This window comes from Spirillospora sp. NPDC047279 (genome assembly GCF_040643285.1).
GTDB lineage: Bacteria > Actinomycetota > Actinomycetes > Streptosporangiales > Streptosporangiaceae > Spirillospora.
This window is the reverse complement of record NZ_JBEYUA010000012.1, coordinates 128,724-149,354: the sequence shown is the minus strand read 5'-3', so window position 1 is coordinate 149,354 and position 20,631 is coordinate 128,724. Positions and strand designations below refer to the sequence as shown.

20 protein-coding genes are annotated in these 20,631 nt (G+C 71.5%); 14 read left to right on the top strand and 6 right to left on the bottom strand.

Annotation, left to right across the window (positions count from 1 at the left end):
* Positions 1-24: 24 nt before the first annotated feature.
* Both ABZ810_RS29250 and ABZ810_RS29245 read right to left on the bottom strand, forming a co-directional pair.
* Complete coding sequence (locus ABZ810_RS29250) at positions 25-252, bottom strand: 4Fe-4S dicluster domain-containing protein (RefSeq protein WP_358408780.1); 228 nt, start codon at positions 250-252, stop codon at positions 25-27.
* Positions 216-1,070, bottom strand: coding sequence for a GntR family transcriptional regulator (locus ABZ810_RS29245; RefSeq protein ID WP_358408778.1), 855 nt, complete (start codon positions 1,068-1,070; stop codon positions 216-218). The genes ABZ810_RS29250 and ABZ810_RS29245 overlap by 37 nt, the downstream gene beginning before the upstream one ends.
* A gap of 230 nt (positions 1,071-1,300) precedes the next feature.
* On the opposite strand from ABZ810_RS29245, the gene ABZ810_RS29240 reads away from it, so the two are divergent.
* From ABZ810_RS29240 to lipB, 8 genes are all read left to right on the top strand, one after another.
* Complete coding sequence (locus ABZ810_RS29240) at positions 1,301-2,776, top strand: leucyl aminopeptidase (RefSeq protein ID WP_358408775.1); 1,476 nt, start codon at positions 1,301-1,303, stop codon at positions 2,774-2,776.
* Positions 2,777-2,921: 145 nt separating this feature from the next.
* Positions 2,922-4,313, top strand: coding sequence for a dihydrolipoyl dehydrogenase (gene lpdA, locus ABZ810_RS29235; protein WP_358408772.1), 1,392 nt, complete (start codon positions 2,922-2,924; stop codon positions 4,311-4,313).
* Between the two features lie 38 nt (positions 4,314-4,351).
* The gene (gene sucB / locus ABZ810_RS29230; RefSeq protein ID WP_358408770.1) at positions 4,352-5,860 is read left to right on the top strand and encodes a 2-oxoglutarate dehydrogenase, E2 component, dihydrolipoamide succinyltransferase; all 1,509 of its coding nucleotides are present in this window, start codon (positions 4,352-4,354) and stop codon (positions 5,858-5,860) included.
* A gap of 260 nt (positions 5,861-6,120) precedes the next feature.
* Positions 6,121-6,546, top strand: a complete 426-nt coding sequence (locus tag ABZ810_RS29225; RefSeq protein ID WP_358408767.1) for a Uma2 family endonuclease — start codon at positions 6,121-6,123, stop codon at positions 6,544-6,546.
* Between the two features lie 96 nt (positions 6,547-6,642).
* Positions 6,643-7,362, top strand: a complete 720-nt coding sequence (locus tag ABZ810_RS29220; RefSeq protein WP_358408764.1) for a DUF981 family protein — start codon at positions 6,643-6,645, stop codon at positions 7,360-7,362.
* A gap of 55 nt (positions 7,363-7,417) precedes the next feature.
* A complete protein-coding gene (locus ABZ810_RS29215; RefSeq protein WP_358408762.1) occupies positions 7,418-8,332 on the top strand; it encodes a TIGR01777 family oxidoreductase in 915 nt (304 codons plus the stop codon).
* 86 nt (positions 8,333-8,418) lie between these two features.
* The gene (locus tag ABZ810_RS29210) at positions 8,419-9,156 is read left to right on the top strand and encodes a peptidase E (RefSeq protein ID WP_358408760.1); all 738 of its coding nucleotides are present in this window, start codon (positions 8,419-8,421) and stop codon (positions 9,154-9,156) included.
* 98 nt (positions 9,157-9,254) lie between these two features.
* The gene (gene lipB / locus ABZ810_RS29205) at positions 9,255-9,923 is read left to right on the top strand and encodes a lipoyl(octanoyl) transferase LipB (protein WP_358409083.1); all 669 of its coding nucleotides are present in this window, start codon (positions 9,255-9,257) and stop codon (positions 9,921-9,923) included.
* A gap of 238 nt (positions 9,924-10,161) precedes the next feature.
* Here the strand turns inward: lipB and ABZ810_RS29200 are convergent, their stop codons facing one another.
* Complete coding sequence (locus tag ABZ810_RS29200) at positions 10,162-10,671, bottom strand: YfbM family protein (RefSeq protein ID WP_358408757.1); 510 nt, start codon at positions 10,669-10,671, stop codon at positions 10,162-10,164.
* A gap of 234 nt (positions 10,672-10,905) precedes the next feature.
* On the opposite strand from ABZ810_RS29200, the gene lipA reads away from it, so the two are divergent.
* Together lipA and ABZ810_RS29190 are read left to right on the top strand one after the other, a co-directional pair.
* The gene (gene lipA / locus ABZ810_RS29195; protein WP_358408754.1) at positions 10,906-11,835 is read left to right on the top strand and encodes a lipoyl synthase; all 930 of its coding nucleotides are present in this window, start codon (positions 10,906-10,908) and stop codon (positions 11,833-11,835) included.
* A gap of 54 nt (positions 11,836-11,889) precedes the next feature.
* Positions 11,890-12,585: a DUF4191 domain-containing protein gene (locus ABZ810_RS29190; protein ID WP_358408751.1), complete on the top strand. Its 696-nt coding sequence runs from the start codon at positions 11,890-11,892 to the stop codon at positions 12,583-12,585.
* Between the two features lie 55 nt (positions 12,586-12,640).
* Here ABZ810_RS29190 and ABZ810_RS29185 read toward each other — a convergent pair whose 3' ends face one another.
* Entirely contained in the window at positions 12,641-13,126 is a 486-nt protein-coding gene (locus ABZ810_RS29185) for an RDD family protein (protein ID WP_358408748.1), read from the bottom strand.
* Between the two features lie 176 nt (positions 13,127-13,302).
* Between ABZ810_RS29185 and glnA the strand changes: the two genes are divergently transcribed.
* Positions 13,303-14,727: a type I glutamate--ammonia ligase gene (gene glnA, locus ABZ810_RS29180; RefSeq protein WP_358408745.1), complete on the top strand. Its 1,425-nt coding sequence runs from the start codon at positions 13,303-13,305 to the stop codon at positions 14,725-14,727.
* A 154-nt stretch (positions 14,728-14,881) separates the two neighbouring features.
* Here glnA and ABZ810_RS29175 read toward each other — a convergent pair whose 3' ends face one another.
* The gene (locus ABZ810_RS29175) at positions 14,882-15,076 is read right to left on the bottom strand and encodes a hypothetical protein (protein ID WP_358408742.1); all 195 of its coding nucleotides are present in this window, start codon (positions 15,074-15,076) and stop codon (positions 14,882-14,884) included.
* 195 nt (positions 15,077-15,271) lie between these two features.
* Between ABZ810_RS29175 and ABZ810_RS29170 the strand changes: the two genes are divergently transcribed.
* Positions 15,272-16,387 (top strand): helix-turn-helix transcriptional regulator, encoded by a 1,116-nt coding sequence (locus ABZ810_RS29170; protein WP_358408739.1) that lies wholly within the window; start codon positions 15,272-15,274, stop codon positions 16,385-16,387.
* A 10-nt stretch (positions 16,388-16,397) separates the two neighbouring features.
* On the opposite strand, the gene ABZ810_RS29165 is transcribed toward ABZ810_RS29170, so the two are convergent.
* The gene (locus tag ABZ810_RS29165; protein ID WP_358408736.1) at positions 16,398-17,732 is read right to left on the bottom strand and encodes a peptidase C39 family protein; all 1,335 of its coding nucleotides are present in this window, start codon (positions 17,730-17,732) and stop codon (positions 16,398-16,400) included.
* 168 nt (positions 17,733-17,900) lie between these two features.
* Between ABZ810_RS29165 and ABZ810_RS29160 the strand changes: the two genes are divergently transcribed.
* Positions 17,901-20,069, top strand: coding sequence for a DEAD/DEAH box helicase (locus tag ABZ810_RS29160; protein ID WP_358408733.1), 2,169 nt, complete (start codon positions 17,901-17,903; stop codon positions 20,067-20,069).
* Between the two features lie 154 nt (positions 20,070-20,223).
* Positions 20,224-20,631 carry an OsmC family protein gene (locus ABZ810_RS29155; protein WP_358408731.1) on the top strand — a complete coding sequence of 136 codons (408 nt, stop codon included), beginning with the start codon at positions 20,224-20,226 and terminating at the stop codon, positions 20,629-20,631.

Below are 20,631 nucleotides of genomic sequence, written 5' to 3'. Positions count from 1 at the left end.
AGGTCGGCGGAGAAGGTCGCCGGATCACCGGAGGAGGTACGGCATGTTCACGGTCACGGCGCCGGTGGGACAGCGGTCGGCGCAGGGGCCGCAGTACCAGCACTCGTCCACGTGCATGTAGGCCTTGCCCGTCGCGGGGTCGATGGCCAGGGCGTCCAGCGGGCAGACGTCGATGCAGAGCGTGCAGCCGTCGATGCACAGGGCCTCGTCGACGGTCACGGGGACGTCAGCGCGGTTCTCGACCAGGGACATGAAGGTCCTCCAAGGGCTGGGAAGGAGGGCGGGGGCCCGCCCCGGCGGAGGGTGCCGCTCATGGTGATGCGGTCTCCCCGGAAGCGGATGAACTCCAGATCGACGGGACGGCCGTCGGCCAGGTGGGTGAGGCGTTCGGCCATCAGCAGGGCAGCGCCGCGCGGGGCTTCGAGCACGGCGGCCGAGTGCGGGTCGGCGTTGACCGCCTCCACGGTGAGCTCGCCGTTGCCGAGCGGCTGGCCGGCGAGGCGTTCGAGCAGGACGAAGATGTCGTTGTGCGCCAGGTCCTCGGCGAGCAGCGGCTCCCCGAGGTCGCGGGCGATGTAGGTGAGGTCGAGCGACAGCGGGATCCCGTTGAGGCGGCGCAGCCGCTCGATGTAGACGACCGGCTCGCCGGCCGGCAGCCGCAGCCGGGCGCTGATCTCCCCGGGCGGCGTGATCAGCCCGGTGGTGCGCACCTCGTTGGCGACCTCGCCGTGCTCGCGCAGGGTCTCGGCCAGGCCGAGCAGGCGTTCCAGGCCGTGCGGGTACTTCTCGGTGGCCACGGTCGTGCCCACTCCCGGGCACCGTTCGATCAGCCCCTCGGCGCGCAGCAGGTCGAGGGCGTCGCGGACGGCGTTGCGCGAGGTGGCGAAGTCGCGGACCAGGTCCGCCTCGGGCGGCAGCACGCCGTCCGGGAACACGCCGTGCAGGACCTGGCGGCGCAGCACGTCGGCGATCTGCCGGGCCCGGTCCGCCCGGAGCCGCCGGGCGTCGGTCAGCGTGAGCGCCGGCGCCTCCGCTCCGCGGGCGGCTCTGGTGGAGTCTCTGCTGGTCACAGCAGGAACCTACTAAATCAGTCGGAATAGTGGAATAGGTCCCGCGCTCCGCCACCCCCGGCGCCCCGAAATCGGCTCCGACCTGCACCGGCGCGCTCCGCCCTGGGCGTTACGCCACCCGCGGACGGGTCCGGGGAGCGCCCCGGAGATCGAATCCCGAGGTCGCGCCGATGGCAATGCTTGATCCAAAAGGGCGAAACCGGTCACCGAGAGGACTAACATCGGACTACGTGACGAGCATCAGCCTGGACGGCGCAGCCACCGAGACCCTCGACGTCGACGCGATCGTGATCGGCGTCGTCCCGGCCGGCGGAGACGCCGGCTCCGGCCCCGCCCTCGCCGCGGGCGCCGAAGGGCTCGAGCGGGCACTCTCGGGACGGCTGGCCACGGCACTCGCCGCGCTCGGCGCCACCGGCAAGGCCGGTGAGGTCACCAAGCTGCCGACGCTCGGCGCGGTGACCGCCCCCGTCATCGCCGCGGTCGGCCTGGGCGCCGAGCCCGGCACCGAAGACCTGCGCCGCGCCGCCGGCGCCGCGGTCCGCGCGCTGGCCGGCACCGCGCGGGTCGCCGTCGCGCTCCCCGGCGGCTCCCCCGCCGACACCGAGGCGATCGCTCTCGGCGCGCTGCTGGGCAACTACAGCTTCGGCACCTACCGCACCGGCGAGCAGAAGAGCCCGGTCGAGGAGATCACCATCGTCGGCGAGGGCGACGCCGGGCGCGCCCGCACCCTGGCCGAGGCGATCGTCCTGGTGCGCGACCTGGTCAACACCCCGCCCTCCGACCTCAACCCCGAGGTCTTCGCCGAGATCGCCGAGCGGGTCGCCGGCGAGGCCGGGCTCGACGTCGAGGTGCTCGACGAGAAGGCCCTCGTCGAGGGCGGCTACGGCGGCATCGCGGGCGTCGGCCAGGGGTCGGCCAACCCGCCGCGTCTGGTCCGGCTCGCCTACTCCCACCCCGAGGCCACCAAGACCCTCACCCTGGTCGGCAAGGGCATCACGTTCGACTCCGGCGGCCTGTCCCTCAAGCCGTCCGAGGCCATGGACTGGATGAAGTCCGACATGGGCGGCGCGGGCGCCGTGCTCGGCGCCCTCCAGGCCATCGCCGCGCTGCGCCCCAAGGTCAACGTGGTCGGCTACCTCGCCCTCGCCGAGAACATGCCGAGCGGCACCGCGCAGCGCCCCTCCGACGTCATCCGCATCTACGGCGGCACCACCGTCGAGGTCCTCAACACCGACGCCGAGGGCCGCCTGGTGCTGGCCGACGCACTCGTGCGCTCCGGGGAGGACGCCCCCGACCTGCTGGTCGACGTCGCGACCCTCACCGGCGCGCAACTGGTCGCGCTCGGCACCCGCACCACCGGAGTCATGGCCAACGACGACGCCGTCCGTGAGAAGGTGGTGGCGGCGGCCGAGCGTGCCGGGGAGCCCTCGTGGGGCATGCCGCTGCCGGCCGAGCTGCGCAAGGGGCTCGACTCCGCGGTGGCCGACATCGCCAACATCAGCGGCGAGCGCTGGGGCGGCATGCTGGTCGCCGGGGTCTTCCTCAAGGAGTTCGTCCCGGACGGCGTCCGGTGGGCGCACCTGGACATCGCGGGCCCGTCCTTCAACAAGGGCGAGCCGTACGGGTACACCCCTAAGGGCGGCACCGGCGCCGCAACACGTACGTTGGTGGAAGTCGCCGAAGCCCTCGCGGCCGGGGAGCTGTAGGCGCGGCCGACAACCGAATAGATTTCCTCTCGGACGACGGGGTCCGGCCCGCACCGGGCCCTGTCCGCCGCGAGGCGTCGGTGCCGACCGGCACCGGCAAGCACGAGTACCGGAAACCACGGGTACCGGAGGCAGGGAGCGTCCAGTGGCCAACAGCGGCCCCTTCGACATCGTCGTCCTAGGTGGTGGCAGCGGCGGATACGCGTGCGCGCTCCGAGCCGCGGAGCTCGGCAAGTCCGTGGCGCTCGTCGAGCGCGACAGGCTCGGCGGCACCTGCCTCAACCGCGGGTGCATCCCCACCAAGGCCCTCCTGCACGCCGCGGAGGTCGCCGACCAGACCCGCGAGGCCGCCGCGTTCGGCATCCGGGCCACCTTCGAGGGCATCGACGTCGCGGGCGTCAACGCCTACAAGGACAAGGTCGTCTCGACCACGGTCAAGGGCCTCACCGGCCTGATCAAGTCCAAGGGCATCACGGTCGTCGAGGGCGACGGCCGGCTCACCGGCCCGACCACCGTCGAGGTGACCGGGGCCGACGGCTCGACCGCCGCGCTGGAGGGGCAGCACGTCGTGCTGGCCACCGGCTCGGTGCCGCGGTCGCTGCCCGGCCTCGAGATCGACGGTGAGCGGATCATCTCCAGCGACCACGCGCTGAGGCTCGAGCACGTTCCGGCGTCGGTCGTCGTCCTCGGCGGCGGCGTGATCGGCGTCGAGTTCGCCAGCGTGTGGCGCTCGTTCGGCGCCGAGGTGACCATCGTCGAGGCGCTCCCGCACCTGCTGCCGCTGGAGGAGGAGTCCAACTCCAAGCGGCTCGAGCGGGCGTTCCGCAAGCGCGGCATCAAGTACGAGCTGGGCGTGAGGTTCCAGGGCATCAAGCCGACCCCGGGCGGCGTCTCGGTGTCGCTGGACGACGGCAAGACCATCGACGCCGAGCTGCTGCTCGTCGCGGTCGGCCGCGGGCCGGTGTCCCAGGGCATCGGCCTGGAGGAGGTCGGCGTCGAGGTCGAGCGCGGCTTCGTCAAGGTCGACGAGTTCTGCCGGACGAACGTCCCCACCATCTCGGCCGTCGGCGACCTGATCCCGACCCCGCAGCTGGCGCACGTCGGCTTCGCCGAGGGCATCCTGGTCGCCGAGCGGCTCGGCGGGCTCACCCCGCCGCCGATCGACTACGACGGCGTCCCCCGCATCACCTACTCCGACCCCGAGGTCGCCGCGGTGGGCATCACCACCAAGGTCGCCAGGGAGCGCGGTTACGAGATCAACGAGGTCACCTACGACCTGGCCGGCAACCCGAAGAGCAAGATCCTCGGGACGCAGGGCGAGGTCAAGGTGATCGCGGCCGTGGACGGTCCGGTCCTCGGCATCCACATGGTCGGTGCCCGCGTGGGCGAGCTCATCACGGAGGGTCAGCTCATCTACAACTGGGAGGCCCTTCCCGCGGAGGTGGCCCAGTTGATCCATCCTCACCCGACCCAATCCGAAGCGGTCGGCGAGGCGCACCTCGCTCTCGCCGGCAAGCCACTGCACGTGCACGGCTGAACGCCCGCACAGGAAATTTCGAAGGAGTCGCGAGAGCCATGCCGGTCTCCGTCACAATGCCCCAGCTCGGCGAGAGCGTCACCGAGGGCACCGTCACCCGCTGGCTGAAGAAGGAGGGTGAGCACGTCGAGACGGACGAGCCGCTCCTGGAGGTGTCGACCGACAAGGTCGACACCGAGATCCCTTCACCCGCGTCGGGCATCCTGACCAGCATCACCGTCGCCGAGGACGAGACCGTCGAGGTCGGCGCCGAGCTCGCCGTCATCGGCGACGCCGGTGACGCGCCGGCCCCGAAGGACGAGCCGAAGCAGGAGGAGGCGCAGGCCGAGCCGGAGCCCCAGCAGCAGGCCCAACAGGAGCAGCCCGAGCCCGAGCCCGAGCAGCAGCCGCAGGCCCAGCAGGCGGCGCCGCCCGCGCCGGCCCCGGCCGCCCAGCAGGGCCCGCCGCCCTCCGCATGGCCGCCGCCCGCCGCCCAGCAGCCTCCGGCCGCGCCGCAGCAGCAGGCCCCGCCGCAGCAGCCGCCGGCACAGCAGCCCGCGCCCGCCGCCGAGGCCCCCTCGGGCGGCTCGGGTGACGGCCCCTACGTGACCCCGCTGGTACGCAAGCTCGCCTCCGAGCACAACGTCGACCTCACCCAGGTCACCGGCACCGGCGTCGGCGGCCGCATCCGCAAGCAGGACGTCCTGGAGGCCGCGCGCGCCGCGCAGGCCGCCGCCCAGGCCCCGGCGCCCGCGCCGCAGGCCCCCGCCGCCGCCCCGGCACAGGCTCCGGCCGCCGCCCAGGCGCCCGCACCGGCCGCGCCGACCGCGGAGGCCGCCGCGCTGCGCGGCAAGACCGAGAAGATGAGCCGCATCCGGCAGACCATCGCCCGCCGCATGGTCGAGTCGCTGCACGTCTCCGCGCAGCTCACCACGGTGGTCGAGGTGGACATCACCAAGATCGCCCGGCTGCGCGACCGCGCCAAGGCCGACTTCCAGGCCCGCGAGGGCGTCAAGCTGTCGTTCCTGCCGTTCTTCGCGCTGGCGACGATCGAGGCCCTCAAGGTCCACCCCAAGCTCAACGCCGTCATCAACAGCGAGACCAACGAGGTCACCTACCACGACGTGGAGAACCTCAGCCTCGCGGTCGACGTGCCCGAGCGCGGCCTGATGGTCCCGGTCATCCACAACGCCGGCCAGCTCAACCTGGGCGGCCTGGCGCAGCGGATCGCCGACGTCGCCGAGCGCACCCGCACCAACAAGGTCAGCCCGGACGAGCTGGCCGGCGGCACGTTCACGCTGACCAACACCGGCAGCCGGGGCGCGCTGTTCGACACCCCGATCCTCAACCAGCCGCAGGTCGGCATGCTCGGCACCGGCGCCGTCGTCAAGCGCCCCGCCGTCATCGACGACCCCGACCTGGGCGAGGTCATCGCCGTCCGGTCCATGGTCTACCTGGCCCTGAGCTACGACCACCGCCTGATCGACGGCGCCGACGCCGCCCGCTTCCTCGCCACCATCAAGCACCGCCTCGAAGAGGGCAACTTCGAAGCCGAACTCGGCCTCTAGTCCAGAGCCCTCTCGACGACGGAACCCCGCCCCTCCGCCAAGGAGGCGGCGGGGTTCCGTCGTCACAGCCCACGACGCGTCGACCTCGATGGTGTGTGTCGCGTACCAGGCTTGGTACGGGGCGTACCAAGCCTGGTACGCGGCACCCCTCCCATGCGGCATCCTGGGTATGCCTCGGTGTGCCGGAAGAGCGACCCGGCCACCCGCCTCGGGAGCTTCGAACACCGGGCGATCGTCGAGGCGATCGTCGATTCATCAAGATGGCGTTCTATACCTCGATCACCCCGGTCAACTGGGCCACGCATTCCGAGAACTTCCAGTGGGACCTTCCCGATGAAACGCGACGTTTCTACGTTCCCGACATCGTGGTCACCCGCAGGGGAGGCCGGAACACCGCTGAAGAACGTGAAGGCATCGCCCTCGTGGTCGAGGTGACCTTGCCGAAGTCGCCTGACACGGTCTACAACGACCGTGAGATCAAGCCGAAGCAGTACGCCAAGGCGGGAATCCCGTTCTACCTGCTGGTGGACCAGGAGCTGCGCACGTGGACGCTCCATGCCCTCGCCGACGGCTGGGCCCGCTACCAGATCGCCGATGAGGGTCGCTACGGCGACGACATCAAGCTCCCTGGGCCGTTCGGCTTCACCATCCCGACGGGCGACTGGCCCCGGTACGAGAACGCCTGATCGGAGACAGTTCAAGATCGTCCAAAGTCTCGCTCGGGATCGGCGGGGCTGGGGGTGGCGGGGTATTTCCCCAGGTGACAGACCTGAGGAGATGCCGTGAACGTGGCTGTGATCGCTGAGGCGCCGCTGAAGATCAACTGGGCTGAGATGCCCACGTACAACACGATCATGGCGGTCGCGGCCGGGGCCGGGCTGCTGCTGGTGGTCGGGCTGGGCCGCCGGCTCCTCACCGCGGGCACGCCGGTCAAGACCGAGGGCTGGGCGCTGGCCTTCGGCGTGCTCGGCACGATCCTCACGCTCACCGGCCTGCACATGACGCTGACCTGGCCGCTGGCCGCCGGGGGCTTCCCGTTCGACAACATCATCTTCGGCGAGCCCGCGCTGGCGTTCGGCGTGCTGATGCTGGCCGCCGCGCTGATGTTGTGGAAACGCGGCGCCGTGCTCGAGGAGGCGCCCGACCGGCCCGCGACCGTGGCCGCGCTGGCGGGCCCGGTGTCGGTGTTCGTGCTGGGGATGGGCCTGGCGTGCTTCGGGATCTGCGCCGCGGGCCTGTGGTACGAGCTGTTCGCCGCGCCCGAGCAGGAGCCGATCTCGGGCCTGCTCGCCGGCCACCCGATGGTCGAGGCGACGTTCATCTCGCTGCTGTACGCCCTCGTCGGCGTCGGCGCCGTGTTGTTCCCCGCCGCCCTGAGGACGCCGCGCGGCGGCGTCGTCAAGGTCGTCGGCGTGTGCTGGGGCCTGGCCGGCATCGCGTTCCTGCTGTTCGGCGCGCTCAACTACTTCACCCACATCGGCCTGATCGTCAACACCATGTGACGTTCCCCGTGGGAGATCCGGGACGGTGGGAGGCAGGCGTTCTAGGGTGGGATCCATGAAGGTCGTCATCAGCGGGGCGAGCGGGCTCATCGGCAGCGCGCTCGTGAAGGACCTGCGCAAGGACGGGCACGACGTCGTCCGGCTGGTCCGGCGCGAACCGGCGGAGGCCGACGAGGCCCGCTGGGACCCGCACGGCACCGTCGACGCCAAGGCGCTCGAAGGTTGCGACGCGGTGGTGCACCTGGCGGGCGCCGGGGTCGGCGACCGGCCCTGGACCGAGGCGTACAAGGAGAAGATCCGCGACAGCCGGCTCAGCGGCACCCGCGCGCTGGCCGAGGCGCTCGCCGGGCTGGACGCCAGGCCGCGGGTGCTGGTGTCCGGGTCGGCCATCGGCTACTACGGCGACACCGGCGGCCGTGAGGTCGACGAGGACTCGCCGGCGGGCGAGGGGTTCCTCGCCGACCTCGTGCGCGACTGGGAGCCCGCGGCGGCGCCCGCCGCCGAGGCGGGCATCCGGGTCGTCCATCCGCGGACGGGGATCGTGCTGGCGGGCGACGGCGGGCAGCTCGGCCGGACGTTGCCGCTCTTCAAGCTCGGGCTCGGCGGCAGGCTCGGCGACGGCACGCAGTGGGTCAGCTGGATCTCCATCACCGACCACATCGCCGCGCTGCGGTACCTGATCGACCACGACGAGCTGTCCGGGCCGGTCAACCTGACCGCGCCCGCGCCGGTGACCAACGCGGTCTTCACCAAGGCGGTCGGGCAGGCGCTGGGACGGCCGACGCTCCTGAGCGTGCCCAAGTTCGCGCTGCGGCTCGCGCTGCGCGACTTCGCCGACGAGGGACCGCTCGTCAGCCAGCGGGTGCTGCCGCGCCGGCTGGAGGGGGCGGGCTTCGAGTTCGCCCACCCGGACGTCAACGCGGCCGTCCGCGCGGCCGTCCGCGCGGCCGTCCGCGCAGAGCACGCGTAACACCAAGAATCACCAAAGTCGCGCCCAGCCCCGCACGGTAGCCGTACGGTGACTCTGAGACGACAAGTCGAGCAGAAGGCGGGCAAATGAGCACCGACGGACAGCCGCACATCCTCGCGATCGGCGGAGGGACCTTCGTACCGGACGACCGGTACGGCATGGCGCCCAGTCCCCTGCTGCGCTACGCCCTCGACCTGACCGGCCAGGACCGGCCCCGGATCTGCTTCCTCGCCACCGCGCTGGGCGACGGGGCCGAGTACGTCGCGCGCGGTTACGCCGCGCTCTCCACGCTCGACGCCGAGGTCAGCCATCTCGCGCTGTTCCCGATGCCCAACCTCCAGGACATGCGCTCGCACCTGCTGAGCCAGGACCTGATCTACGTGTTCGGCGGCAGCGTGGCCAACCTGCTCGCGCTGTGGCGGCTGCACGGCGTCGACGAGATCCTGCGCGAGGCCTGGAACGAGGGCGTCGTGCTGTCCGGGCAGAGCGCCGGGGCCCTCTGCTGGCACGTCGGCGGCAACACCGACTCCTACGGGCCGCAGCTGCGGCCGCTCACCGACGGGCTCGGCTTCCTCCCGTACTCCTGCGGCGTGCACTACGACAGCGACGCGCAGCGCCGGCCGCTGCTCCAGCAGCTGGTCGGCGAGGGCACCCTGCCCGGCGGCTACGCGGCGGACGAGTCGGTCGCGCTGCACTACGTGGGCACCGAGTTCGTCCAGGCCGTCTCGTACGCCAAGGACGCGGGCGCCTACCGCATCGAGCCGGACGGCCCGGGCACCGCCAAGGAGACCCCGATCGACCCGAGGCTCCTGTCGTCGATCTGAGCCGTAAGCTGGTCGGCGTGAGCGAACTGGACGTACGCGAGGACGCGCCCCCGGTCGCCGCGGGCAGCACGGCGGAGACCCCGCCCGCGACCCGTGAGCTGATCTTCGTCCACGTGGGCTTCGGCACCGCCGCGGTCCCGTACGAGAAGGCCTGGGACCTGCAACGCCGCACCCAGGAGCGGCGGATCGACGACGAGATCTCCGACAGCGTGCTGCTGCTGGAGCACGAGCCGGTCTACACGGCTGGCAAGCGCACCGCGGCCCTCGACCGCCCGCTCGGCGACCCCGGCGCACCGGTGATCGACGTCGACCGCGGCGGCAAGATCACCTGGCACGGCCCGGGACAGCTCACCGGCTATCCGATCGTCAAGCTGCCGGACTCGCGCGGCGGCGTCGCGTTCGTGCGGCTGCTCGAGCACATGATGATGGCGGTCTGCGCGGAGTTCGGCCTGGAGACCATGTTCGTCGAGGACCGCAGCGGGCTCTGGGTCCCCGGCTCCCCCGACCGCAAGCTCGGCTCGATCGGGCTGCGGGTGCGGCGCGGCGTCACCATGCACGGCTTCCAGATCAACTGCGACTGCGACATGACGTGGTTCGACAAGATCAACCCGTGCGGCTTCACCGACACCGGCTCCACCTCGCTCTCCAGGGAGCTCGGCCGACCGGTGTCGGTGGCCGAGGTGACCCCGCTGGTCGAACGCCACCTCACCCGGCTCCTCGGCGCCACCGAGCCGCTGCACCGCACCGTCGCCCAGCTCGAGTCATAGGCTTCCGACCGCCCGGACCGGCGGCCTGCGGCCCTGTGGCCGTTGTGGCTCGTGTGGCCGTTGTGGCTCGTGTGGCCGTTGTGGCTCGTGTGGCCGTTGTGGCTCGCGTGACCGTTGTGGCTCCTGCGGGTGCGTGCGCCTCTGCGGACTTCAGGGCATGCGAGAGGCCCGGCGTGCCTGGGGAGCCTGCCGGGCGCCTGATCGTGCGTATGGAACGTTGTGGGGGCCGTTCAGGAGGTCAGGACGAGGTCATGACCTTGAAGACGGCCTGGCCGTCGGCGGCGGCCTTGGCGTAGAAGCGGGCCAGGTCCTCGTAGGCGGGCTTGAGGACGCGGTCGCGCGTCTTGTCGGTGAGGCTCGAGGAGTCCTGCACCTCGGCCATCGCCATGGCCGACGGGTCGTAACGGCCCGCGATCGCGCCGAACGGGGTGCTCGCCAGGTGCTCGGCGGCGGGCCTGACCCGCTCCGGCGCCAGGTAGATCACGTCGAGCCCCAGCTCCGCGGCGCCGTCCTCGGTGAGCAGCCTGCCGCCGCAGACCACGTCGGCCTCCGGCTGGCGCCCGTCCCACGGATCGCCGGTGATCAGATAGTGCAGCGCCTGCCAGTGTCCGCCCAGGTCGAGCACGTGCTCGCCGGGCTGTCGGCGCCGCCAGTCGGGCGTGCCGAAGACCAGGCGGGCGACCCGGGACGGGTCCGGCTCCCCCTCCATGGTCGGGGGCACCCTGAGGTACGACATTGCCAGACCCACGGTGGTCCCTCCTGCGTACGACGTGACGACAGGGAGTCACCCTAGAGAGATCAACAGCTACCGAGGGTGGAAACGCGGGAATCGGCCTCCGTCAGGCCCCTGATCTTCCCGATCGTTATCTTCGGGCCCGATTCCGTTATCTTCAGGACAGCTTACGGATCTCGACCGCGGCGGCGTGGCGCACCTCTCCCGCCCGATGTGCCGAAGCGCGCGGCCGGGACGTAATCTGAGGACGTGACGACGGCGACACCTGAGGGACGCAAGCTCCTCCGCATCGAGGCCCGCAACAGCCAGACCCCCATCGAGCGCAAGCCCGACTGGATCAAGACGCGGCTCAAGATGGGCCCGCAGTACCGCGAGCTCACCAAGCTGGTGAAGTCCGAGGGACTGCACACCGTCTGCCAGGAGGCCGGCTGTCCCAACATCTACGAGTGCTGGGAAGACCGCGAGGCCACGTTCCTCATCGGCGGCGACCAGTGCACGCGGCGGTGCGACTTCTGCCAGATCGACACCGGCAAGCCCGCCGAGTTCGACCGCGACGAGCCGCGCCGCGTCGCCGAGTCCGTCGCGCAGATGGGCCTCCGGTACGCGACCGTCACCGGTGTCGCCCGCGACGACCTCGAGGACGGCGGCGCCTGGTTGTACGCCGAGACCGTCCGGCGGATCCACGACGCGATCCCCGGCTGCGGCGTCGAGCTGCTGATCCCCGACTTCAACGCCGAGCCCCACCTGCTCGCCGAGGTCTTCGGCTCCCGGCCCGAGGTGCTCGCGCACAACGTCGAGACGGTGCCGCGGATCTTCAAGCGCATCCGTCCCGGTTTCCGCTACGAACGTTCGCTGGACGTGATCACGCAGGCCCGCGCCGCCGGGCTCGTCACCAAGTCCAACCTCATCCTCGGCATGGGCGAGACCCGCGAGGAGGTCTCCGAGGCCCTGCGCGACCTGCACGAGGCGGGCACCGAGCTGGTGACGATCACCCAGTACCTGCGGCCCAGCCCGCGGCACCACCCGGTCGAGCGCTGGGTCAAGCCCGAGGAGTTCGTCGAGCTCTCCGCCGAGGCGGAGGAGATCGGCTTCGCCGGCGTCATGTCCGGCCCGCTCGTCCGCTCCAGCTACCGCGCCGGCCGCCTCTACAAGCAGGCCGTCGAGGCGCGGAAGTCCTGAAGACGGGTCCCCGCCAGTCCTGACAAGGGGTAGCGCACGACTATCCTGGGGGCTATGTCTAACAAGCCCACGGACGGGGCCCAGGAGCGTCCGGGCCGCCTCAAGCAGATCCGCATGGTCGCCCAGGTACTCCGCCAGGCGGACCCGAAGGCCCTCCCGATCGTCTTCGCCTCGGCGATCGGCACCCTGGTCGTCGTCATCCTCATCGGATGGTTGATCGGGCAGCTGTGGTTCTTCATCCCGCTGGGGATCCTGGCGGCGGTCGCCGTGGGCATGATCGTTTTTGGCCAGATGGCGCAGCGCGCCCAGTACAAGGTGATCGCCGGCCAGCCCGGCGCCGCCGCCGCGATCCTGAAGAACATGCGCGGCGGCTGGACGGTCACCGAGGCGGTCAGCGGCAACCGCAACCTCGACATGGTGCACCGCGCCGTCGGCAGGCCCGGCGTCGTCCTGGTGTCGGAGGGCCCGGGCAGCCGCGTCGGGCCGCTGCTCGGCGCGGAGAAGAAGCGCATCTCCCGCGCCGCCCAGCAGGTGCCGATCTATGACATCCAGGTCGGTGACGAGGAGGGCCAGGTCCCCGTCGACAAGCTGCAGCGCCACCTGATGAAGCTGCCGCGCAACCTGACCAAGGCCCAGGTCGCGGAGTTGAACGACCGCTTGCAGGCCCTCCCCCGGTCCATGCAGATGCCGAAGGGCCCCATGCCCAAGGGCAGCCGCATGCCGAAGGGCCCCAAGCCCAAGATGCGCTGAGCCGTCCGGACATCCAGCGGCGCCCCGGCCTCACGGCCCCGGGCGCCGTTGCCGTTCAGGGGCGGACGTTGACCTCGACCGTGTTGGACGCGCGGTCGTGCATGCCGCGGTAGTCGCGGTCCCAGATGATCGCGGGGATGACCAGGAGCAGCAGGACGGTGCGGACCAGCGACCACAGCGGCCCGACCGGCCTGCCGTCCAGCCGGATCACCCGGATGCCGGTCACCCGCTTGCCGATCGTCTGGCCCAGCGTCGCCACGAGCAGCCACGCCTGGAGGGCGAAGACGCCGGTGTTGGCCAGCGACCGCGTACCCGGGTCCCAGTCGAGGACGCGCGCCAGGAAGGCCCCGATGAGCGCGGCGACCAGCAGGTCGATCAGCAACGCCAGCACCCGGCGCCCGTAGGACGCGACCGCGCCGGTCCCCTTTTCGGGGAATCCCAGGCGTTCGCCCGGGTAGTCCAGTTCCGCGCCGGCGCCCGCGCGCGTCCCGCCCAGCCAGGTCTGCGTCCAGCGCGTGCCCGGCTCCTTGCCGCTGCTCATGGCCCTACGCTATCCGGTCCCCCGCTAAAGTCGGATTCAGGGCGTGGCATGCCCGCGCCGGACCCTCGCCCTGCAGCAGAATGTGATGCGTAACACAGGCGAAACATATGGGACACGGCCGGGAAACGGCCCGCTCATAGCCTTCCGTAAGCCCAAAAGCGCCCCAAGGAGGCTGGATGTTCAGCAGCGCCGATGAGGTCCTGAGCTTCATCAGGAACGAAGGTGTGCGATTCGTCGACTGCCGGTTCGTGGACCTTCCCGGGAAGATGCAGCACTTCACCTTCCCGGTGGAGAGCTTCGGCGAGAGCGTCTTCACCGAGGGGCTCATGTTCGACGGCTCGTCGGTCCGCGGGTTCCAGGAGATTCACGAGTCGGACATGCTCCTGCTGCCCGACCCGAGCACCGCGGTGGTCGACCCCTTCCGTCAGCACAAGACGCTGAACCTCAACTTCTTCGTGCACGACCCGCTGACCGGGGAGCCCTACAGCCGCGACCCGCGCAACGTCGCGAAGAAGGCCCAGGAGTACCTCCGCGGCACCAACATCGCCGACACCTGCTACTTCGGCCCCGAGGCCGAGTTCTACATCTTCGACGACGTCCGGTTCGAGACCAAGGAGAACGCGGGCTACTACTACCTCGACTCGATCGAGGGCGCCTGGAACACCGGCCGCGAGGAGGCCGGCGGCAACCTGGGCGCGAAGCCCCCCTACAAGGGCGGCTACTTCCCCGTTCCCCCGATGGACCACTACACCGACCTCCGCTCGGAGATGGTGTCCCAGCTCCTGGACGTCGGCATCCACGTCGAGATGCAGCACCACGAGGTCGGCACGGCGGGCCAGGCGGAGATCGACTTCCGCTTCGACACCCTGCTCAAGACGGCCGACAACCTGCTGCTCTACAAGTACATCGTCAAGAACGTCGCGCGCGCCGCGGGCAAGACCGTGACGTTCATGCCCAAGCCCATCTTCGGTGACAACGGCTCGGGCATGCACTGCCACCAGTCGCTCTGGAAGGACGGCTCGCCGCTCTTCTACGACGAGGTCGGCTACGCGGGCCTGTCGGACAACGCCCGCTACTACATCGGCGGCCTCCTGAAGCACGCGCCGTCGCTTCTCGCCTTCACCAACCCGACGGTGAACTCCTACCACCGCCTGGTCCCCGGCTTCGAGGCCCCGGTCAACCTGGTCTACTCCCAGCGCAACCGCTCGGCGTGCATCCGCATCCCGATCACGGGCTCCAACCCGAAGGCCAAGCGCGTCGAGTTCCGGGTGCCCGACCCGTCCTGCAACCCCTACCTCGCCTTCTCGGCGATGCTCATGGCGGGCCTGGACGGCATCAAGAACAAGATCGAGCCCGCCGAGCCGGTCGACAAGGACCTCTACGAGCTTCCGCCCGAAGAGGCCCGCGCGATCCCCACGGTCCCCGGCTCCCTCGAGGCGGTGCTCGCCGCCCTGGAGGCCGACCACGACTACCTCCTCGAGGGCGGCGTCTTCACGCCCGACCTCATCGAGACGTGGATCGCCATGAAGCGCGAGTTCGAGATCGACCCGATCCGCCTTCGCCCGCACCCGCACGAGTTCGAGCTCTACTACGACATCTGAGCGAGGACGCCCACGGGGCGCGCCGGCCTGGAGGGGCGGCGCGCCCCTTGGGCTTTCCGGGGTCATCCCCCGGGTTCGAAGACCACCTGGTACACGCGGCCGTCGGGCGTCCCGAGGAACACCCCGTCCACCGCGGTGACCACGCCCGTAGCGCTCATCGGTCCGCCCCCATCAGCTTGGCGCGCAGCCCTTCGGCGTCGTCGGCCTCGAAGCACGAGGCACCCTCCCGGACGAACCTTCCCGGTTCGGGGCCCCGGGTGGCCCACCACCGCCCGCGGTCGCTGGTCAGGATGGACCAGCCGGGGAACTCCCGCCTCAGGGCGGCCTTGGTCTCCGCTACCGTCGTCATCAGCCGGACTCGCTTCCGGTCAGGCCCTCGGATCACCCGGCGTTCGCCCGCCGCCGAGGGCCGTTCTCTGTGCCGCTGGCACACTCACCACCCCAGCCCACCGGCCCGGCGGCTACCGTGGAAGACGTTGTCCAGTGCCCTCCCATCACGGACAACACCGATAACGGGTCAACCCGGGGTGAAGCGGGTGAGGCGATGAGCTTCGGTGAACAACTGCGACGGCTCATGGCCGAGCGAGGCGTCTCGCTGCGCACACTGGCCAAGCAGGTCCCCTGCGACGCGGGCCACCTGTCGAAGGTCTCCCACGGCCACAAGACGCCCTCGGCCAAGCTCGCCGAACGCCTCGACGAGCTCCTCGGCGCCGAAGGCCGCCTCGCCGCCCGCAGACCGGCCAAGGCGTTCCGCCAGACGCTGAACGGCGACCTGACGCCCGACGACGAAGAACGGCTGCGCCTGGCCGCAGAAAAGCCTGCACGCGCTGACCTGACCGTGGTCGACAACCTCGCCACGATCCTCGCGGCGCAGCGGCGTACCGAGGACGTCGTCGGCTCCGGGCCGCTCATCGAGCCGGTCCGCGCGCAGCTGGCCGCGGTCGCCGACATGGTGAAGGAGGCCCGCGGCGGCGTACGCGGGCCGCTGCTCGACGTAGGCGCGCAGTGGAGCCAGTTCGCGGGCTGGCTGCACGCCAGCATCGGCCGCCCCGACCAGGCACTCGGCCATCTCGGCACCACCCTGGAATGGGCCACCGAACGAGGCGACCAGGCCATGGTGGGCGCGGTGATGTCATGGCGCGGGTATATCGCCGAACGCGCCGGGCAGATCGGTCCCATGGTCGGGCTCTCGCAGGCGGGGCAGCGACTCCGCAACTCGGTCGGTCGCGTGTACGACCTCTACCAGGAGGCCCGCGGCCAGGCCCTGCTCGGCGACGCAGGGGAGGTCGACCGGCTCACCGCCCGCGCCGCAGAGGAGGCCGAGGACCTGCGTCCCGACGACTGCCGTCCGTGGGAGTACTACTACTTCGCGCCGGGATTCTTCACCATGGAGCACGGCGTCGCGTACCGCATCCTCGGCCGCACCGATCCGGAGCGCAACGCCCAGGCCGTGACCCTCCTGCGCCGCGGGCTGGACGAGTTGCCGATGGCCATGCGCGAGTCGGAATGGGCGGGCGACTTCGTCTACCAGCTGGGCCGCGCCTACCGGCAGGCCGACGAGACCGCCGAAGCAGAACGGCTGGCGGGTGGGCTGGACGACCTCGCGCGGCGGATCGACTCCGAGCGGCTCGGGCGGCAGGCCGCCGCGCTCCGCTGGTGAGCTCGGGCCGTCAGCGGATGCCGACGGTGTGGAGGGCGTGGTGCTGGGCGGGGGTCAGGCGGGTCGGGAAGTAGAGGTAGCAGACGCCGCCGGTGCCGCTGGAGATGCCGCCGCTGGCGTTCCTGCGCTTGGTGCGCAGCCAGATGTTCTCCCACTCGCGGCGGTCGTAGACGCGGCGGACGGCCTCGTTGCTGGGGGACGCGGGGTCGTTGGCGATGACGTCGCCGTCCTCGGTGAAGCCGATGACGGTCATGAGGTGACCGGAGGTGCCGTAGCCCGCGCCGGTGAGCTCCGACGCCAGGAACGACTGCGAGGTGATGAGGGGGATGCCGGCGTGGACGAGGGTCTCGGCGTCGTTGAGCGAGCCCAGGCGGGTGACGACGCCCTGCATGTCGCGGTAGGTCGCGGCGTAGGCGGCGTTGAAGGGCCAGTTGCCGCACCCCTCGTACTGGTAGTCGTAGGTGAAGCGGGCCGCGTGGCACACCTGCGGGTCGGCGTAGGCGGGGTCGACCCAGGCCAGGTCGGCGGCGGTGGGCCTGCGCCCCCAGTACTCGATGATCATCTGGGACGAGGTGGGGCTGCACCAGGCCTCTCCCCCGTTGTCGTACTCGGGGTACTGGCCCTGGTGGATCGACTGGGAGTAGCGCGGGACCTGGAGCTCGCGGGCGACGCGCGGCGTGGACGCGGGGACCTCGAAGCGGTCGGGGACGTCCGACCCCATCGCGCCCAGGCGCCAGACGGTCGGGCTGGTGCCGCCCGGCCTGCGGTGGAGCGTCAGGCGCAGCTCGTACGAGGTCAGGCGGAGGCCGGTCGCCGGGGAGTCGATGGAGAACGTGTCGGTCCAGACGGTGCTCTTGCCGTCGGTCTGGTCGTCGACCGAGGTGCGGCGGATGTCGGCGTCGCCCGCCGCCCAGCGTCCCATCACGTACCAGGGGGTGGCGGTGCCGTCGGTGTAGGTGCCGCGCAGCTCGACCGCGATCCAGGTGCCGGCCGGGACGTGGGCGTTCCAGGAGGGGATCACCTCGGTGGAGGGGACGCGGAGCTCGTGCACGGGAGAGGTCCAGGTGGCGTACTCCCAGGTGGAGGTCGTCCCGGTGTGCGGGTCGGTGTAGTCGGTGGTGCCGGCGGGCCGGGCGATGGTGACGCCGGGGCGGTGCCCCGAGGTCACGCGCGTGCCCCGGCCCTTGCCGCGCACCCAGTCCGGGCGGCTGGTCCACGAACGGTTGTCGATGAGGGGCCGTGGCGGCGCGCCCTGGGCGGCGGAGGCGTGCGACGGGATGGCCGAGCCCGCCACGACGGCGAGTCCGGTGGTGAGCACGGCGCGCCGGGAGACCGAACTGCTCATGGAAGCCCCTCAGGAGAGATCGAAGGCGTGTGGACACCGTCGAGTGTCCGCTCGTGGCACCGCGCGGACAATGGCGATCTCTGCCATATACCCAGTGATCACATTCGGCGCTGACGGGGTTTCGGTGTCGGACGCGGGTGGCATCATGTGCTGCGGACGGAGGGCAGCATGACGCAGGAGTTGCTGAGGGGGCGGCCGCCCGCCGAGCCCAAGGAGCTGCTGCGCGAGGCGTACGGCCTGCGGGACGCGGCGCGGGCGCTGATCGACGACCACCGCCGGGCGCTCAACGCCGTGCAGGAGGCGCTGCGGCCGATGCGGCGCCGGGCGGCGCGGGAGCAGCTGGCGACGATGCCGGTGTCGCGGCTCAAGGACGTGACGAGCGGGCGGCTCCAGCTGCCCGCGCTCGAACGCGCCGAGATCGAGACGGTCGGGCAGGTCCTCGACACCACGGCGTACGAGCTGCAGTGCCTGCCGGGCATCGGGCCCCAGACCGCCAAGCAGATCACCACGGCGGCGGAGCAGATCGCCGAGGCGGCCGAGCGGGCGGCGAGCATCCGCATCGGGCTCGACCGCGGCGACCGCGAGCTGACGGCGCTGGTGGTCGCGCTGCACCTGCTGGTCAACGCCGGGCCCGAAGTGCCGCGGGCGCGGCAGACCGCCGAGGAGCTCGACGAACGGCTGTCGCCGCTGGTCGCGACGGCGCGGCACGCGGTGAGCTGGTGGCGGCGGCTGCTCGCCGGGCGCGAGCGGCGCGAGGAGGGCATGGCGGCCCTCGGCGAGATCGGGCAGGTGCTGCGCGAGGAGCAGGCGCGGGGCACTCCCGAGCTGCTGGCCCAGGCGTCGGTCGATCTGCTCCGGCCGCGGGCGACCGGCGACGAGGCGTGGATCGACTTCGAGCTTCGGGCCTCCGACTACTACGCCCTGCTGGCCGACCTCGCCGCCCTCGATCCGGAGCGCGACGGGGCCGAGGGGTTCCTGCCCGACGACGTGGCGCGGCGGGTCAAGGCCCAGCCGCTGGACGAGACGCATCTGCGCGTGTCGCTGCGCGGCTACCAGTCGTTCGGCGCCCGGTTCGCGCTGGCGCAGCGGCGGGTGGTGCTCGGCGACGAGATGGGGCTCGGCAAGACCGTGCAGGCCATCGCCGCGATCGCGCACCTGCGCGCGGAGGGCGCGACGCACTTCCTGGTGGCGTGCCCGGCGAGCGTGCTCATCAACTGGCTGCGCGAGATCGACGCGCGCAGCGTGCTGGAGGCGCACGCGGTGCACGGTTCGGGCCGGGCGGCCGCCCTGCACCGGTGGGCGCGCGACGGCGGGGTCGCGGTGACGACGCTCGACGTGCTGCACACTCTCAGGGGGCCGGAGCCGCGGCTCGGCATGCTCGTGGTCGACGAGGCGCACTACGTGAAAAACCCCGAGACGCGGCGTTCGCAGGCGGTGGCCCAGTGGTGCGCGCGGGCCGACCGGGTGCTCTTCCTGAGCGGCACGCCGATGGAAAACCGCGTCGACGAGTTCCGCAACCTCGTCGCCCATCTCCAGCCGGAGCTGGTGCCGGCCGTGCGGCGCAGCGACGCGGCGATGGGGCCGCGGGCGTTCCGGGCGGCGGTCGCCCCGGCCTACCTGCGCCGCAACCAGCGCGACGTTCTGGTCGAGCTGCCCGAGGTGATGCACGTCGACGAGTGGGAGGAGTTCAGCCGTGCCGACGCGGCGGCCTACCGGCACGCGGTGGCGTCCGGCAACTTCATGGCCATGCGCAGCGCCGCCTACTCCGTTCCGCGCAAGTCGGCCAAGCTCAAGCGGGTCGTCGAGCTGGTCGAGGAGGCGGCGGCCAACGAGCTCAAGGTCGTGGTCTTCTCCTACTTCCGCGACGTGCTGGCGACCGTGGGGGCGGCGATCGGCCCGCGGGCGCACGGCCCGATCGCCGGCGGCGTGCCGCCCGACCGGCGCCAGGCGATGGTCGACGCGTTCACCGACGAGCCCGGTCACGCGGTGCTGCTCGGCCAGATCCAGGCGGGCGGCACCGGCCTCAACCTCCAGGCCGCGTCGGTCGTCATCCTCTGCGAGCCGCAGGTCAAGCCCACGCTGGAGAGCCAGGCCGTGGCCCGCGCGCACCGCATGGGCCAGGTGCGCACCGTCCAGGTGCACCGCATCCTCACCACCGACAGCGTCGACCAGCGCATGCTCGACCTGCTGCACGGCAAGAACGCCCTGTTCGACGCCTACGCGCGGCACAGCGACATCGCCGAGGCCACCCCGGACGCCGTCGACATCTCCGAGCAGGCCCTGGCCCGCCAGATCGTCGAGGAGGAGCAGCTCCGCCTCGCGTCCCCCCGTTCCTGAGCAGGGACGCGACGGCCCGGCGGGCCGACCGGGGGGCCGGGGAAGATCCTGGACGGCCGCCGTGTTTCGATGGGCGACAGCGAAGAACGATCAGCACGGACGATCAGCACGGAACGATCAGCACGGACGATCAGCGGAGAGAGGCTGGACTGCCATGGCCACGGTGAGGGTGGAACGGACCGAGGACGGTTACCAGGCCACCAACGACCGCGGTGCGCACGTCGTCATCGGCGACTCCACCGAGGTCGAGGGCGCGTTCACGCCCGTCGAGCTGCTCCTGGCGGCGCTCGGCGGCTGCGAGATCGTGACCGTCGAGCCGCTGACCGCGCAGCGCGGGCACCGCATGGTCCGGCTCGCCGCCCAGGTGTCGGCCGACAAGGTCGCCACCAGCAGGCTCGGCACGATCACCGTCAACTACGAGGTGGAGCTCCCCGAGGGCGACGACGAGGCGGCCGACGTGCTCGCCAAGGTCGCGCAGCGCGTGCACGAGAAGTACTGCACGGTCGGCAACGCGCTCAAGGAGCCGATGAAGGTCGACCAGACCATCACCCACCAGTCCTGA

Bases quoted from the DNA above. Each gene is read 5' to 3' on its own strand.
- ABZ810_RS29250 (WP_358408780.1), bottom strand. From the start codon at position 252: ATGTCCCTGGTCGAGAACCGCGCTGACGTCCCCGTGACCGTCGACGAG.
- sucB (WP_358408770.1), top strand. From the start codon at position 4,352: ATGCCGGTCTCCGTCACAATGCCCCAGCTCGGCGAGAGCGTCACCGAG.
- ABZ810_RS29225 (WP_358408767.1), top strand. From the start codon at position 6,121: ATGGCGTTCTATACCTCGATCACCCCGGTCAACTGGGCCACGCATTCC.
- ABZ810_RS29215 (WP_358408762.1), top strand. From the start codon at position 7,418: ATGAAGGTCGTCATCAGCGGGGCGAGCGGGCTCATCGGCAGCGCGCTC.
- ABZ810_RS29210 (WP_358408760.1), top strand. From the start codon at position 8,419: ATGAGCACCGACGGACAGCCGCACATCCTCGCGATCGGCGGAGGGACC.
- ABZ810_RS29190 (WP_358408751.1), top strand. From the start codon at position 11,890: ATGTCTAACAAGCCCACGGACGGGGCCCAGGAGCGTCCGGGCCGCCTC.
- ABZ810_RS29185 (WP_358408748.1), bottom strand. From the start codon at position 13,126: ATGAGCAGCGGCAAGGAGCCGGGCACGCGCTGGACGCAGACCTGGCTG.
- glnA (WP_358408745.1), top strand. From the start codon at position 13,303: ATGTTCAGCAGCGCCGATGAGGTCCTGAGCTTCATCAGGAACGAAGGT.
- ABZ810_RS29175 (WP_358408742.1), bottom strand. From the start codon at position 15,076: ATGACGACGGTAGCGGAGACCAAGGCCGCCCTGAGGCGGGAGTTCCCC.
- ABZ810_RS29170 (WP_358408739.1), top strand. From the start codon at position 15,272: ATGAGCTTCGGTGAACAACTGCGACGGCTCATGGCCGAGCGAGGCGTC.
- ABZ810_RS29165 (WP_358408736.1), bottom strand. From the start codon at position 17,732: ATGAGCAGTTCGGTCTCCCGGCGCGCCGTGCTCACCACCGGACTCGCC.
- ABZ810_RS29160 (WP_358408733.1), top strand. From the start codon at position 17,901: ATGACGCAGGAGTTGCTGAGGGGGCGGCCGCCCGCCGAGCCCAAGGAG.
- ABZ810_RS29155 (WP_358408731.1), top strand. From the start codon at position 20,224: ATGGCCACGGTGAGGGTGGAACGGACCGAGGACGGTTACCAGGCCACC.